This is a genomic window from Hydrogenophaga pseudoflava (genome assembly GCF_031020795.1).
In the GTDB taxonomy this organism is placed as follows: domain Bacteria; phylum Pseudomonadota; class Gammaproteobacteria; order Burkholderiales; family Burkholderiaceae_C; genus Hydrogenophaga; species Hydrogenophaga pseudoflava_A.
In genome coordinates, this window is the sequence record NZ_JAVHJP010000001.1 from 120,930 (window position 1) to 134,675 (window position 13,746).

Consider the following 13,746-nt stretch of genomic DNA (forward strand, 5'->3'; position numbering starts at 1 on the left):
GCCATGGACCTGCGCATCCTGCACACCACCACCTACCGCTACCAGGGCAGCGTGGACATGGCCCAGCACATGGTGCACCTCTCGCCGGTGGACACCGCCACCCAGACCGTGCTCTCGCACACGCTGACGGTCTCGCCCGAACCGGCGGCCCGCAGCCAGACCACCGACGCCTTCGGCAACCTGCGCATCTTCTTCTCGCTGCAGGCGCCGCACGAGGTGCTCACCGTCACCGCCGACAGCCGGGTGGACACCCGCGCGCCCGCGCCGCTGCCGGACGACCCGGCCTGGCAGACACAGACCTGGGAAGCCGTGCGCGACCACTTCCGCTACCGCGCCCGGGCCCCCTACGACCCCGCCAGCGAATTCCTGTTCGCGTCACCCCACGTGCCGCGTGACGACGCCTTCACCGCCTTCGCCCGGCCGGCCTTCGCCGCGGGCCTGCCCATGCTGGCCGCGGCCCGGGCCCTGATGGAGCGCATCCACACCGGGCTCGCCTACGAAACCGCCAGCACCGAGGTCAACACCCCGGCGCTGGTCGCGCTGGCGCAGGGCAAGGGCGTGTGCCAGGACTTCGCCCACATCATGACCGGCTGCCTGCGCAGCCTGGGCCTGCCGGCGCGCTACGTCAGCGGTTACCTGCTCACGCAGCCGCCACCGGGCCAACCGCGGCTGATCGGGGCCGACGCCTCGCATGCCTGGGTCTCGGTCTACGTGCCGCTGCCGCCGGGCACCGGGGCGCAGGCCGGCGGCGAACCGGCCACCGGGGCCTGGTTCGACTTCGACCCCACCAACAACCGCTGCGGCTGGGGCAGCCCCGGCGAGGACTATGTGACGCTGGCCACCGGGCGCGACTTCGCCGACGTCTCGCCCATGCGCGGCGTGATCCAGGGCGGCGCCCACCACACGCTGGAAGTCGCCGTCACCGTGGCACCGCCCGACGAGCTGGACGCGCTGCAGGACCCGGCCGCGGGCCGGTAACATCGCGCGATCGGCCGCAGCCCGCGGCCATTTCCAACGGAGCACACCATGGGCAAGGAACAGCGCAACGAGAAGATGAGCAAGAAGCCGAAGAAGGACACCTCGGTGCCCAAGGGCCCGGTCAGTTCCGACCGCCCGGTCGCGCCGGTCACCGCGGTGATCCCGCGCGGCAAGGACAAAGACAAGTACAAGTGACCCGGGAACGGACCGCATGAAAGCCACCTGGAACGGCGCCGTGATCGCCGAGAGCGACGACACGGTGCTGGTCGAAGGCAACCACTACTTCCCCGAGAGCGCGCTCAACCGCGCATTCGTCACCTTCAGCAACCACCGCACCACATGCCCCTGGAAGGGCGAGGCCAAGTACCTCTCGCTGTTGGTGAATGGCGAACTCAACGCCGACGCCGCCTGGTACTACCCGGACCCCAAGCCCGAAGCCGAGCACATCCGCGGCCGGGTGGCGTTCTGGAAGGGTGTGAAGGTCGAGGACTGAGCCCGGCGCGGCCGCTCAGGCGGCCTGCGTTCCCAGCTTGCGCAGCTTCATGCACCACTGGGCCACGCCCGGCTCGCCCAGCCGGTCCACCAGCCCGACCAGGGTTTCGTGCACCGGGGCAATGCCGACAAAACCCAGGATGTTGCGCTCCAGCGATCTGACGCTGTGGGCGCGGAAATACCAGCGGTAGACCAGGGCCGGCATGCCCATGGTCACCACGATGCGGGCCGAACGCCCGCCCAGCGCTTTCTGGCCGAACGGGTTCTTCTCGTCGCGGTGAAAGGCGAAACCGGGCCGCGCCACCTGCTCCAGAAAGCCTTTGAGCACGGCCGGCATGTCGCCCAGCCATAGCGGAAAAGCCAGCACCAGGTGCTGGCACCAGGCGATGTCGTCCTGGGCGGCCTTCAGCCCTTCGGGCAGCGCGCCATGCTCCCATTCCGCCGCGCTGCGCAGCAGCGGAAAGTCCAGCGCCCCGACCTCCACCCGCCGAACCTCGTGGCCCGCCGCCTGCGCGCCCTCGGCGTAGGCGTCGATCAGTTGGTGCAGCAAATGGCGCGCCCCGGCGTCGGGGTGGCCGTTGACGATCAGGATGCGGCGGGGTTCGGTGCTCATGGCGGGGCTCCCAAAAAACCCCATGCTGCGCCTCTGCGCCGCCAGCGTCCTTGACCCGGCTCAAGCCTTCTGAAACTCCGGGTCCACCGGCACCTGCAGACCCGTGGCGAGCTGGTTGGTCTTGGCCGCCAGCGCGATGATGGACAGCAGCTCGGCGTGCTGCTCGCGCGTCATGCCCTTGGCCGCGGCCGCCGCCGTGTGCGAGTGCACGCAGTAGCTGCAGCCGTTGATGATGGACGCCGTGATGTAGACCAGCTCCTTGGTCAGCGGGTCCAGCGTCGACGGCGTGGCCATCACCCTCTTGACCTCGGCCCAGGTCTGCTCCAGCAGCGCCGGGTCGAAGGCCAGGTAGCGCCACATGTTGTTGATGAAGTCCGTCTTGCGGGTGGCGCGGATGTCGTCGAAGACGGCCTTGACACGCGGATCGGCCTCGGGGTTCGTGGGCGGGGCGATGGTGGACATGGGCGTCTCCGGTGTGTCAGCGGGGCTTGCGCGCCGACGGGCGTTTGTCGGCCTTGGGCTTGCGTTCGGGGCTGATGTGCCCGTCCTCGCGCAGCTTTTTCTTGCGCGCCGCGCGTTCGGCGTCGGCCTGCTTGCCGGCCTTGAGCCAGCGCGCGAACTGCTCGGGCGTTTCCAGGGTGATGCGGCCGATGTGCAGGGCGCGGAAGTCGGCGATCACCAGCTCGGCGGCCTTCTGCATGTTCACCCGGCCGCCGCCGGCCAGCGCACCCCGTTTGCGGCCGATGGCCTCGACCAGTTCGTCGTCGTGCGTCTGCGCCCAGGCCTCGGGTGTCAGGCCCAGCTGGTAGCGCGCCTCCATGAGCTTCGGGTAGTCGGTCTTGAGCTTGGCGATGAGTTCGTAGGCCACTTCTTCCTCGTCGTAGGCGTTCTTGCCCACCGCGCCGCTGGCCGCCAGGTTGTGGCCGCTCTCGGGCACGAAGATGCGCGGCCAGAGCATGCCCGGCGTGTCATACAGATAGAAGTCGTCGGCCAGCACAATGCGCGCCTCGGTGCGGGTGACGCCGGCTTCGTCGCCGGTCTTGGCCGCGCGCTTGCCCTTGAGCGTGTTGATCAGCGTGGACTTGCCGACGTTGGGGATGCCGCAGATCAGCACCCGCATCGGCTTGAGCATGCCGCCGCGCTTGGGCGCCAGTTCGAAACAGGCATCGATGAGCGCCCGCGCGGGCGCGGTCACGCTGGCGTCGAGCGCGATGGCGCGGGTGTCGGGCTGGGCGTTGTAGTGCGCCAGCCAGAGCGCGGTGCGCGCCGGGTCGGCCATGTCCTGCTTGTTGAGCACCTTGAGCGTCGGCCGGCCGCTGGTGAGCTGCTGCATCAGCGGGTTGGCGCTGCTGCCGGGCAGGCGCGCGTCGAGCATTTCGATCACGACGTCGATCTCCTTGACGCGCTCGGCAATCGCCTGCCGCGTGAGGTGCATGTGCCCGGGGAACCACTGGATGCTCATGTATTGCCGTTCTGTGTGCGTGGCCGCTGCGTGCCACAATGATTTTTCCCGCCAACCACAAGAGGAGACCCCATGGCCATCACCGTGAAGATCGATCTGGGCTACGAATTCAATGTCAAGGCCAAAGCCGCCGAGGTGTTCGAGGTGCTCTCCGACGTACCGACCTCGGTCAGCCATTTTCCCAAAGTCGACCAGCTGGTCGACCTGGGCGGCAACAGCTACCGCTGGGAGATGGAAAAGGTGGGCACGGCCCAGGTCAACATCCAGACGGTCTACGCCTGCAAGTACGCGAGCAAATGGGACGCCGCCAAGGGCCACGGCGCGGTGAAGTGGACCCCGGTCAAGGGCGTGGGCAACGCCCTGGTCTCGGGCAGCTGGGACATCAGCGACCAGAAGAAGCACACCGCGATCGCGCTCGCCATCCAGGGCGACATCGAGGTGCCGCTGCCCGGGCTGATGAAGATGGTGGTGGTGCCGGTGGTCGAGGGCGAATTCGAGAAGCTGGTCGAGAAGTACATCGCCAACCTGATCAAGCGCTTCGGCGGCGAAGCCTGATCAAGACGTGCTGCGGACCTGCAGCTCCACCAGCGGGCAGGCGTTGATGATTGCGGTGGTGAGCACGAGGCCGGCCGAAGCATAGGCCAGCACCTGCAGCAGCCCGGTCAGCGAGAACACGGCCACCAGAAGGATGGCGGCGCCGGAGAGGAAGCGGTAGGCCCGGTCTGCGCCGGTGAGGCTGTACATGATGGGAAATGCAGGTTCAGGGAAAACCCTGAACTCTAGCCAGACCCCGCTTCCACAGTGTTGATACTTCTCAACTTGTCCCAAGATTTCCGGGACAAGCTTGTGGATAAGCCTGGAGAAGTCCTGTACGGGGCACCCAAGTCCTTGATCTGCATAGGCAATCTTCAGACTGCCTGTTGAACAGGCAACCGGACACAAGGTTAGATTCGGGGCATGCCGACAGAAGATATCCCCCGCCGCTGGGTGCTGGACCTCCCCGAACAAGGTCTCATGCTGCAGGCCCCTGAAGAGCGCACCCTGCTGCAGACCCTGCAGAGCGCCGGCGTGGCCTGGCCGGCCTCCTGCCGCAACGGCACCTGCCGCACCTGCATCGGCCGGCTCACCGCCGGGCAGGTGCGCTACGGCGTGGACTGGCCCGGCCTGTTGCCCGAAGAAAAGGCCGCGGGCGCGGTGCTGCCCTGTGTGGCCTACCCGGTCAGCGACGTGGCGCTCGTGCCGCCGGTGGATTGAATCCCCTGGCGGCGTCCCGCCGCGTGGGGGGAAACGCGGTCAACGGAGGTGCTGTGCGAAAAATGCCAGGGTGCGGTCCCAGGCCAGCTTCGCGGCGGCGGCGTCGAAGCGCGGGGTGGTGTCGTTGTTGAAGCCGTGCTGGGTGCCGGGGTATTGGTGGGCGGTGTAGCGCACACCGGCCGTCTTGAGCGCGGCCTCGTAGGCCGGCCAGGCGGCGTTGATGCGCTCGTCCACCGCAGCGAAATGGATCAGCAGCGGCGCCTTGACCCTCGCGGCGTCCTCGACCGGCGGGTGGTTGCCATAGAACGGCACGGCGGCCGCCAGGTCGGGCAGTTGCGTGGCCAGGTAATGCGCCATGCCGCCGCCGTAGCAGAAGCCAACCACGCCCAGCTTGCCGTTGCTGTCGGGGCGTGCCTTGAGCAAGGCCGCTGCGGCCAGAAAGTCCTGCCGGGTCTTGCCCTGGTCGAGCTGGGCGAACAGGGCCCGGGCCTTGTCCTCGTCGCCGGGGTAGCCGCCCAGCGGGGTGAGCGCATCCGGGGCCAGCGCCAGGTAGCCGTCCACCGCCAGGCGGCGGGCGATGTCCTCGATGTGCGGGTTCAGGCCGCGGTTCTCGTGCACCACCAGCACGGCGGGCAGCTTGCTTGGGGCATTGGCCGGTCGGGCCAGGTAGGCTTTGACCTTGCCCGAACCATTGGGCGAGTCGACTTCGATCCGCTCGGTGGCGATGCGCGGATCGCCCTGCGGCACCACCTGGGCAATGGCAAAGTCCGGGCTGAGCGAGGCCAGCAGGCCAGCCGCCGTGACACCCCCGACGGCGAACTTCGCGGCCTTGTCGAGGAAGCCCCGGCGGTCGATGTCGCCGTGCACATAGGCGTCGAAAAGGATGAGCAGTTCCTGGTCGAAATCGGCGGCGGTCAGGCGCGGGGTCGGTGCCATGGCGGTCTCCTGGAGGAAAGGGAGGGCACAGGATAGGACCGATCCTCCGCAGCCCCCGCGGCGTCCGGCAAACACCCTGCGCCAGCAGGGGTTCGCGGTACCTCAGGCGGGCTGCGCCACCGCGGAACGCGGCATCAGGCGGGCGGGCGAGACGTATTCCTGGCGGTAGATCTCGAACGGCATCGAGTCGGCCGCTTCAATGGCCTGCTGGTCCGCCATCGAGCGCACCGCCATGACCACGTAGCGGGACTGCTGCTCGGCGCCCCAGGGCAGGTCCAGCAGCTGCTGGCGGATGCGCTGCGAACGGGTGCGGACAAAGTCGATGAACGAGGAGCCGTGCTCGTGCCGGGTGGCCGCGAGCACCCGGGCCGACGGCAGGGTGTCCGGCGCGAGCAGCGAGGCGCGTGCAGCGGCCACCGCCTCGCGGTGCAGGGACCCGCCGTGCAGGGCGTCCAGGTGGTCGGCGATCGGTTCGAGCTGGTCCAGGATCTCCAGGCCCCAGGCCTGCAGGGCCACCTCGGCTCCGCCGCGCAGCAGGTGCAGGCCGGGCTCGCGGCCGCGCGCCGCGGTCAGGTGCTGGTTGTGGGCCAGTTCGCGGATTTCCTCCGGCGTGTCCGGCGGGCTCTCGGACAGCAGGCAGTGCAGGAGGAACACATCCAGGAAGCGCAGCGTGGCCGCGTCGATGCCGATGGCTTCGAAGGGGTTGAGGTCCATCAGGCGCACCTCGATGTACTCAACACCGCGCTCGCGCAAGGCGTGCAGCGGGCGTTCGCCCTGGTGGATCACGCGCTTGGGCCGGATCGTGCCGTAGAACTCGTTCTCGATCTGCAGCAGGGTCGTGGCCAGCTGGTTGTAGTCGCCCCCGGGGTTGCGGATGCCCACCGTTTCATAGGCCGGCCAGGGCCGGGTGAGCGCGTCGTGCAGCGAGGCCGCATAACCTTCGAGGCTGTTGTAGCTCACGGCCAGCGAAGCCTGGGCGTCGCTCTGGTAGCCCAGGCGCCCCATGCGCAGGCTGGTGCCATGCGGCATGTGCAGGGTGCCGCCGCTGCCCAGGGGCTGCAGCTCGTGCTGACGCCCCTCGACGAAGGTCGAGCACAGGGCCGGCGACGCGCCGAAGAGGGTCAGCAGCAGAAACGCGTGGCGGCGGAAGTTGCGGATCAGCGCGAAGTAGCCTTCGTTGTCCACCCCGGGCAGCGACCAGTTGTAATGGATACCGCTGATGGTCTGCATGCGGCGGCCGTAGCGGTGCCCCAGGCCCATGCGGTACACGCTCTTGGCGCGGCCCACGTTGGACGAGCCGTAGCGCCCGAGCGGAATGGTCTCGTCGGTGGGCAGGCCGCAGGGCATGCTGGAAGCCCAGAGCATTTCTTCGCCCGCCACCCCGCCCTGCGCCTGAAGACTGCGCAGGGTGAACTGGTGGATCTCGGTGAGCTCGGCCAGACAGCTTTCCACGCTGGCATGCACACCCGTGATCAGCTCCAGCTGCGATTCAGAATAGTCGGTGGTGATGTGCGGGTGCGTGAGCGCGCTGCCGAGCGCCGCCGGGTGCGGCGTCAGCGCCAGCTTGCCATCGGGTTGCGACCGCAGGCTCTCCTTCTCCAGCCCGCGCCGCATGCCGCGCAGTCGTTCGGCTCCCAGGCTCTCCAGCCGCTGTTGCAGGGTCTTCATGGTGGTTTCTAGTCTTGACCGGGGCCGGACCTTAGCACGCCACCGGAATTTCCGCTGGCGGCACGGACATGGGTTCCTGTGGCAGAGATTGCCCCTGCAGCCAGGCCTCCACACGGGCCGGGTCGTTGGACTCGCGCAGCTCGTCGAACGCGCGCTGACCTTCGGGATAGCGCTTGCGCAGGTAGTTCAGCCACTGCTTGAGCCGGCCGGCGCGGTGCCGCCGCTCGACCCGGTCGCACACCTGGGACCAGAACACCGACAACAGGGGCAGGATCTGTGACCACGGCACATCCCCCTGCCCCCGGATCGCCAGCGCCAGACCAGGATCGGTGACCATGCCGCGACCGATCATGAGCCGGTCGCAGCCCGTCACCTCGCGGCAGCGCAGCGCATCGGCCACGGTCCATATCTCGCCGTTGGCAATCACCGGCAGGCGATCGGGCAGCACGGCACGGACCTCGGCAATGCGTTCCCAGTAGGCCGGCGGGCGGTAGCCCTGGGCCTTGGTGCGCGCATGGATCACGAGTTCGTCGGCCCCGGCCTCTGCAATGGCCCTCGCGCAGTCTTCAGCCACGCGGTCGTCGCCATAGCCCAGCCGCATCTTGGCCGACACCGGCCGGTGTGCCGGCACAGCGCGCCGCACCGCCGACACGATGCGCCCGATCAGTTCGGGCTCGTCCAGCAGCACCGCGCCGCCCCGGCTGCGGTTGACCGTCTTGGCCGGACAGCCGAAGTTGAGATCGACACCGAACGGACTGAGTGCCGCCAGCCGCGCGGCGTTCTCGGACAGGCAGACCGGGTCCGAGCCGAGAAGCTGCGGCCGCACCGGCACCCCGGCGCGGGTCCGACCGCCGTTGAGCAGTTCGGGCACCACCCGCACGAAGGCCCGCTCGGGCAACAGGGTGTCGGTGACCCGGATGAACTCGCTCACGCAGCGGTCGACGCCGCCGGTGCGCGTGAGCACATCGCGCAGCGTGGCATCGAGCAGGCCTTCCATGGGCGCCAGCAACAGGGTCGGGGTCATCGGGGCAAGGGGGTTGGGGCCGACAGAAACGTGACGCATGTCACTGGAAGGCGGACCGGGGCGAGGATTGTAGGTGCATGCATTGGTCCACGTGAAAGGCTGCGACTACCATGCCGGGTAAACCATTTGGAGTACCCATGCCCGCCCTGAACGCCCGCCGACTGTTCCGCACCTTGCCCGCCGGCGTGCTTGCGCTGGCGGCGGCTGTGGCGTCGGCCCAGACCTCCGGCGCCGCGGCCGACACACGGGCCGGCACGTTCAAGCAGGTGCAGGGCGAAGTGCGGTTGGGCCGGGACGATGGCCGCCCCGCCCGGCCCGGCGAACCCGTCCGAGCGGGCGAACGCATCCGCACCGGCAAGGACGGCGCCGCCAGCATCGTGCTCAAGGACGGCACGGTGATGGTGCTCGGCCCGGACAGCACCGCCGACCTGAGCCAGTACCGGTTCGACACCACCACCCAGGAAGGCAGCCTGCTGGTGGAGCTGCTGCAGGGATCGGTGCGCATGGTCACGGGCCTGCTGGCCCGGGTCAACCCCGAGCGTTTCAAGGTCAAGACCCCGACCGCGGTGGTCGGAGTCCGCGGGACCGACTTCATCGTCGAGGCCAACCCCAGGGGCGAGCCGCTCTATTACTACCTGCGTCACCACTGGAACGACCATAGTAGACTGCGGCGATGACGCTTCCGAGCCCCGTCCCGCACGCTGCGACACGTTCGGTCGCCGCCCTCCCCCCCCTGTTCCGGCCCCTCACCCGCGGTTTCGCCGTTGCGGCACTGGCGGCCCTGTGCGCCGCCTGCGCACCGGCCGGCCGTGTGATCCTGCTTCCCCAGCCCGAACGGTCCAGCGCGGTGCTGGTGTCCACGGCCCAGGGCTCGGCCGAGCTGGCCACCCCGTACGCCGCCGCCGAGCTGGGTCACCAGGGTGAGGTCCAGCCGGCGCAGTCCAGCGAGGCCGAGGTGCGGGAGCGCTATCCCGCGCTGCTGCGACTGGCGCCACCGGCGCCTCAGCGCTTCACGCTCAATTTCCAGCCCGGCACCTCGGACCTCACGCCTGACTCGGCCGCCCAGCTCGACCAGGTGGTTGCCGCGGCCCGCGCGCGCAGCGGTGGCGAGATCGTGATCGTCGGCCACACCGACCGCCAGGGTGCGGCCGACGCCAACGACGCCCTCTCGCTGCGCCGCGCCAATGCCATCCGGGACCTGCTGGTGGGCAAGGGCTTCCGGCCCGAGCTGGTCGAGCCGGTCGGGCGCGGCGAGCGTGAGCCGGTGGTTTCCACGGACGACGACGTGCCGGAGCCTCGCAACCGCCGGGCCGAGGTGTTTGTCCGCTGAAGAGGCTCCCTTGGGCGAACACAGCCTGACCCGCGCGCTGCGTGAGCTGCTGCTGGCGCGCCGCACCGCGGCCCTGGGCACGCTCGACAGACACGGCGGCGTGTTCGTGTCCATGGTGCCCTTTGCCATCGACAGGGAGGCGGGTGAACTGGTGCTGCACGTCAGCGCGCTGGCGGCCCACAGCGGCAACATGCAGCACAGCCCCCATGTCTCGCTGCTGGTGTGCGCGGCCGAGCCCGACGGTGAACCGGTGCACGCCCTGCCGCGCGTGACCCTGGAGGCGCGGGCCCGGTTCGTGGAACCCGGCGGTCCGGAAGCGGCGGCGTCGCGCCTGGTCTACCTGCAACGCTTTCCCGAAGCCGAGATGATGACCACGCTGGGCGACTTCCGCTTCGTGCGCCTGCACCTGCTGGGGGCGCGCCAGGTCGCCGGCTTCGGCGCCGCGCGCAGCCTGCCGACCGACGAGTTGTACCGGGCTCTGGCGGCCATATGAGCCCCCACCCCCTGTCGCTGATCCACGCCGATGAGCACCTGCTGGTGTTCGACAAGCCGGCCGGGCTGCTGGCCGTGCCGGGTCGCGGACCGGAGAACCAGGACTGCCTGAGCGCCCGCGCCCAGGCGCAGTATCCGGACGCGCTGATCGTGCACCGGCTCGACATGGCGACCTCGGGCCTGATCGTGATGGCGCGCGGCATCGAGGCGCAGCGCCGCCTGAGCATGGCCTTCGAGAAGCGCCGGGTGCACAAGCGCTACATCGCCGCCGTCGCGGGCGAACTGCACAACCCGCTGCCCGACAACGGCTGGAACAGCATCGACCTGCCGCTGATCGTCGACTGGCTGGCGCGGCCGCGCAGCAAGGTCGACCACGAGATCGGCAAGCCCAGCCTCACGCGCTGGCGCATCGCGCCCGCACCGGCACCGGAGCGGGGCTCGACGCGGCTCGAACTCGAACCGGTCACCGGCCGCTCGCACCAGTTGCGCGTGCACCTGATGGCCATCGGCTTCCCCATCGTGGGCGACCCGCTGTACGCGAGCGAGGCGCAGGAGGCCATGGCCCCGCGCCTGCTGCTGCACGCGCAGGCCATCGACATCCCCCACCCCGCGACCGACCAGCTCATGCGCTTCGAAGCGCCCTGCCCGTTCTGAGGTCACCCGGCTCCTGTCACACTGGTGGCATGCAAGACCTTGTCATCCTCACCGGCGCCTCGCGCGGCCTGGGGCTGGCGATGGCGCGACAGCTGATCGCGCCGGGCCGGCCCCTGCTCTGCCTCTCGCGCCATGCCAATCCCGAACTCAACGACCTGGCCCAGGACCGCAAGGCCACGGTGCTGCAATGGACCGTGGACCTCGCCGATCCGGCGCCGGTCCCGACGCGTCTGCAGCAATGGCTGTCGCAACTGGACGCGCCCAGCCTGGCCAGCGCCACCCTGGTCAACAACGCGGGCGTGATCCCGGACATCGCGCCGCTGGAGCAATGCCCGCCGGACGGCATCTCGCGGGCCCTGCGGGTCGGTCTGGAGGCGCCGATGCTGCTCACCGCCGCCTTTCTGAACGCCAGCGGGGCCTGGGTCGACGCGGGCTGGCGCGGCCCGCGCAAGGTGCTCAACATTTCCTCGGGGCTCGGCCGCCGGGCGATGGCCGCCCAGGCCCCCTACTGCGCGGCCAAGGCCGGCATGGACCATTTCTCCCGCTGCGTGGCGCTGGACGAGGCGCGCCGCGCGCACGGCGCACGGATCGTCTCGCTGGCCCCTGGCGTGGTCGACACCGACATGCAGACCCAGCTGCGCGCGGGCGACCCGGCCGGCTTTCCCGACCACCAGCGCTTCGTGGAACTCGAGCGCCAGCAGCAGCTCACCAGCCCGGACGACGCGGCGGCCCAGGTGCTGGCCTGGCTGCAGCGACCGGACTTCGGCCGTGAGCCCGTGGCCGACGTGCGGGGCTGACCGCCCGCGCCGCCACTCCCACCCTGCACCCGCATGCCGCCCTTCGCCCCGCCCACCCCGAACCGCCGCCAGGCGCTGCTGCTGGCGGCGGGCACGCTGTCCGGCCTTGATATGGCCCAGGCGGCGCCCGGCGGCTTCTGGCCGCTGCTGCGCCAGGGAGGTTTCGTGGTGCTGATGCGCCACGCCCAGACCGAGCCCGGCGTGGGCGACCCGCCCGGCTTCACCCTGGGCCGCTGCGAGACCCAGCGCAATCTGAGCGCCGCCGGCCGCGCACAGGCGGGTCGCGTGGGCGAGGCCTTTCGGCGCGAAAGCATCTCCATCGCCGCGGTGCGCAGCAGCGCCTGGTGCCGCTGCACCGACACCGCCCGTCTGGCCTTCGGCCGCTACACCGTGTGGCCGGCCATCAACTCCTTCTTCCAGGGCCAGGGCGAGCAGGACGCCCAGACCCGCGAGGTGCTGGCCACTGTCGGCGACCTGGGTGCGCCGATCAACTGGGTGCTGGTGACGCACCAGGTGAACATCACGGCGCTCACCGGCGAACACCCCGCGATGGGCGAGCTGTTCCTCACCCGCGCCGACCCCGCCATGCCGGGGCGCCTGAAGCTGCTGGCGCGGCACACGGTCTGAGACTGTCGTCTGCTTGACGTGGCACAAGCCCCCTGTAAGGGAGCTGGCCTTACCATGTGCCGTTGATCCCGTACCCATCCACAGAGGAGCATTCCATGAGCCGTGAAGTCGTCGTCGTCAGCGCTGTCCGTACCGCCATCGGTACCTTCGGGGGCAGCCTCAAGGACAGCCCGCCCACCGAACTGGGCGCCCTGGTCGTGCGCGAAGCGCTGGCCCGCGCCAGCACCGAGGGCAAGGACGTCGGCCACGTCGTGTTCGGCCACGTGGTCAACACCGAGCCGAAGGACATGTATCTCTCCCGCGTCGCCGCCATCAACGGCGGCTGCGCCGAAGGCACGCCCGCCTTCAACGTCAACCGCCTCTGTGGCTCGGGCCTGCAGGCCATCGTCTCGGCCTCGCAGTCCATCCTGCTGGGCGACACCGACATCGCCATCGGCGGCGGCGCCGAGTGCATGAGCCGCGCACCGTTTGCCTCGCTCAACATGCGCTGGGGAGCCCGCATGGGCGACACCAAGATGGTGGACATGATGATCGGCGCGCTGCACGACCCCTTCCACAACATCCACATGGGCGTGACGGCCGAGAACGTGGCCACCAAGTACGGCATTACCCGCGAGATGCAGGACGCGCTGGCGGTGGAAAGCCACAACCGCGCAGAGCGCGCCACCGCCGAAGGCCGCTTCAAGGACCAGATCGTGCCCGTCATGCTCAAGAGCAAGAAGGGCGACGTGGCCTACGCGACCGATGAGCACTTCCGCGCCGGCTGCAAGCTGGAGGACATGACCAAGCTCAAACCGGTGTTCCTCAAGGAAAACGGCACCGTGACCGCCGGCAACGCCTCGGGCATCAACGACGCCGCCGCCGCCGTGGTGCTGATGGACGCCAAGGCCGCGCAGGCCCGCGGCGCCAAGCCGCTGGCCCGCCTGGTCGGCTACGCCCACACCGGCCTGGACCCCAAGATCATGGGCGTGGGCCCGATCTCGGCCACGCAGGCCGTGCTCAAGAAAACCGGCCTGTCGGTCAACGACCTGGACGTGATCGAGGCCAACGAGGCCTTCGCCGCCCAGGCCTGCGCCGTGACCAGGGAACTGGGTCTGGACCCGGCCAAGGTCAACCCCAACGGTTCGGGCATTTCGCTGGGCCACCCCATCGGCGCCACCGGCGCACTGATCACCGTGAAGGCGCTGTACGAACTGCAGCGGGTCAACGGCCGCTACGCCCTCGTCACCATGTGCATCGGCGGCGGCCAAGGCATTGCCGCTGTATTCGAGCGGCTATAAGCCGCCCCCCGCGCCGCTTCGCGTCACCCCCCCAGAGGGGGGCGATGCGAGTGGCCCGGCGAAGCCGGTTCCACCGCATCCTGGCGGGTGTCCCCTCTCCGGATGCAAAATTTCGCGATGACCAGCCTACAGGAGTGCC

The 13,746-nt window shown here is 69.6% G+C and carries 19 protein-coding genes; 12 read left to right on the top strand and 7 right to left on the bottom strand.

The features are described 5' to 3' along the window. Window positions 1–3: 3 nt before the first annotated feature. Genes RCO38_RS00535 through RCO38_RS00545 form a run of 3 tightly spaced genes read left to right on the top strand, consistent with a single transcriptional unit; the run spans window position 4 to window position 1,471 of the window. On the top strand, window positions 4–978 hold the full coding sequence (locus RCO38_RS00535) for a transglutaminase family protein (RefSeq protein ID WP_308326328.1): 975 nt from the start codon (window positions 4–6) through the stop codon (window positions 976–978). Window positions 979–1,026: 48 nt separating this feature from the next. Next, window positions 1,027–1,173, top strand: a complete 147-nt coding sequence (locus RCO38_RS00540; protein ID WP_308326329.1) for a hypothetical protein — start codon at window positions 1,027–1,029, stop codon at window positions 1,171–1,173. Between the two features lie 16 nt (window positions 1,174–1,189). Further along, on the top strand, window positions 1,190–1,471 hold the full coding sequence (locus tag RCO38_RS00545; protein WP_308326331.1) for a DUF427 domain-containing protein: 282 nt from the start codon (window positions 1,190–1,192) through the stop codon (window positions 1,469–1,471). Window positions 1,472–1,486: 15 nt separating this feature from the next. Here RCO38_RS00545 and RCO38_RS00550 read toward each other — a convergent pair whose 3' ends face one another. The 3 genes from RCO38_RS00550 to ylqF are packed head-to-tail and all read right to left on the bottom strand — an operon-like array spanning window position 1,487 to window position 3,545. Further along, window positions 1,487–2,083 carry an NAD(P)H-dependent oxidoreductase gene (locus RCO38_RS00550; protein WP_308326332.1) on the bottom strand — a complete coding sequence of 199 codons (597 nt, stop codon included), beginning with the start codon at window positions 2,081–2,083 and terminating at the stop codon, window positions 1,487–1,489. A 60-nt stretch (window positions 2,084–2,143) separates the two neighbouring features. Then, window positions 2,144–2,545 (bottom strand): carboxymuconolactone decarboxylase family protein, encoded by a 402-nt coding sequence (locus RCO38_RS00555; protein WP_308326333.1) that lies wholly within the window; start codon window positions 2,543–2,545, stop codon window positions 2,144–2,146. Window positions 2,546–2,561: 16 nt separating this feature from the next. Continuing rightward, entirely contained in the window at window positions 2,562–3,545 is a 984-nt protein-coding gene (ylqF, locus tag RCO38_RS00560; RefSeq protein ID WP_308326334.1) for a ribosome biogenesis GTPase YlqF, read from the bottom strand. A 72-nt stretch (window positions 3,546–3,617) separates the two neighbouring features. Between ylqF and RCO38_RS00565 the strand changes: the two genes are divergently transcribed. Continuing rightward, window positions 3,618–4,100, top strand: coding sequence for an SRPBCC family protein (locus tag RCO38_RS00565; RefSeq protein ID WP_308326335.1), 483 nt, complete (start codon window positions 3,618–3,620; stop codon window positions 4,098–4,100). Here the strand turns inward: RCO38_RS00565 and RCO38_RS00570 are convergent, their stop codons facing one another. Then, window positions 4,101–4,289, bottom strand: coding sequence for a YgaP-like transmembrane domain (locus RCO38_RS00570; RefSeq protein ID WP_308326336.1), 189 nt, complete (start codon window positions 4,287–4,289; stop codon window positions 4,101–4,103). It abuts the gene before it with no gap. A 270-nt stretch (window positions 4,290–4,559) separates the two neighbouring features. On the opposite strand from RCO38_RS00570, the gene RCO38_RS00575 reads away from it, so the two are divergent. After that, window positions 4,560–4,799 (top strand): 2Fe-2S iron-sulfur cluster-binding protein, encoded by a 240-nt coding sequence (locus RCO38_RS00575; RefSeq protein WP_308327298.1) that lies wholly within the window; start codon window positions 4,560–4,562, stop codon window positions 4,797–4,799. A 39-nt stretch (window positions 4,800–4,838) separates the two neighbouring features. On the opposite strand, the gene RCO38_RS00580 is transcribed toward RCO38_RS00575, so the two are convergent. From RCO38_RS00580 to RCO38_RS00590, 3 genes are all read right to left on the bottom strand, one after another. Continuing rightward, window positions 4,839–5,735 carry a dienelactone hydrolase family protein gene (locus RCO38_RS00580; RefSeq protein ID WP_308326337.1) on the bottom strand — a complete coding sequence of 299 codons (897 nt, stop codon included), beginning with the start codon at window positions 5,733–5,735 and terminating at the stop codon, window positions 4,839–4,841. Window positions 5,736–5,837: 102 nt separating this feature from the next. Beyond that, window positions 5,838–7,403 (bottom strand): glutamate--cysteine ligase, encoded by a 1,566-nt coding sequence (gene gshA / locus RCO38_RS00585; protein ID WP_308326339.1) that lies wholly within the window; start codon window positions 7,401–7,403, stop codon window positions 5,838–5,840. A 31-nt stretch (window positions 7,404–7,434) separates the two neighbouring features. Beyond that, window positions 7,435–8,427, bottom strand: coding sequence for a tRNA dihydrouridine synthase (locus tag RCO38_RS00590; RefSeq protein WP_308326341.1), 993 nt, complete (start codon window positions 8,425–8,427; stop codon window positions 7,435–7,437). Between the two features lie 137 nt (window positions 8,428–8,564). On the opposite strand from RCO38_RS00590, the gene RCO38_RS00595 reads away from it, so the two are divergent. The 7 genes from RCO38_RS00595 (at window position 8,565) to bktB (ending at window position 13,607) form a co-directional block, all read left to right on the top strand. Then, complete coding sequence (locus tag RCO38_RS00595) at window positions 8,565–9,104, top strand: FecR family protein (protein WP_308326342.1); 540 nt, start codon at window positions 8,565–8,567, stop codon at window positions 9,102–9,104. Beyond that, the gene (locus RCO38_RS00600) at window positions 9,101–9,757 is read left to right on the top strand and encodes an OmpA family protein (protein WP_308326343.1); all 657 of its coding nucleotides are present in this window, start codon (window positions 9,101–9,103) and stop codon (window positions 9,755–9,757) included. Before RCO38_RS00595 ends, RCO38_RS00600 begins: the two co-directional genes overlap by 4 nt. Window positions 9,758–9,767: 10 nt before the next feature. Further along, window positions 9,768–10,250 (top strand): HugZ family pyridoxamine 5'-phosphate oxidase, encoded by a 483-nt coding sequence (locus tag RCO38_RS00605; RefSeq protein WP_308326344.1) that lies wholly within the window; start codon window positions 9,768–9,770, stop codon window positions 10,248–10,250. After that, window positions 10,247–10,903 (top strand): RluA family pseudouridine synthase, encoded by a 657-nt coding sequence (locus tag RCO38_RS00610; protein WP_308326345.1) that lies wholly within the window; start codon window positions 10,247–10,249, stop codon window positions 10,901–10,903. The genes RCO38_RS00605 and RCO38_RS00610 overlap by 4 nt, the downstream gene beginning before the upstream one ends. 29 nt (window positions 10,904–10,932) lie before the next feature. Next, window positions 10,933–11,700: an SDR family NAD(P)-dependent oxidoreductase gene (locus RCO38_RS00615; RefSeq protein WP_308326346.1), complete on the top strand. Its 768-nt coding sequence runs from the start codon at window positions 10,933–10,935 to the stop codon at window positions 11,698–11,700. Window positions 11,701–11,733: 33 nt separating this feature from the next. Beyond that, window positions 11,734–12,327, top strand: a complete 594-nt coding sequence (locus RCO38_RS00620) for a histidine phosphatase family protein (protein ID WP_308326347.1) — start codon at window positions 11,734–11,736, stop codon at window positions 12,325–12,327. 95 nt (window positions 12,328–12,422) lie between these two features. Next, window positions 12,423–13,607 carry a beta-ketothiolase BktB gene (gene bktB, locus RCO38_RS00625; protein ID WP_308326349.1) on the top strand — a complete coding sequence of 395 codons (1,185 nt, stop codon included), beginning with the start codon at window positions 12,423–12,425 and terminating at the stop codon, window positions 13,605–13,607. The last annotated feature ends 139 nt before the right edge of the window (window positions 13,608–13,746 follow it).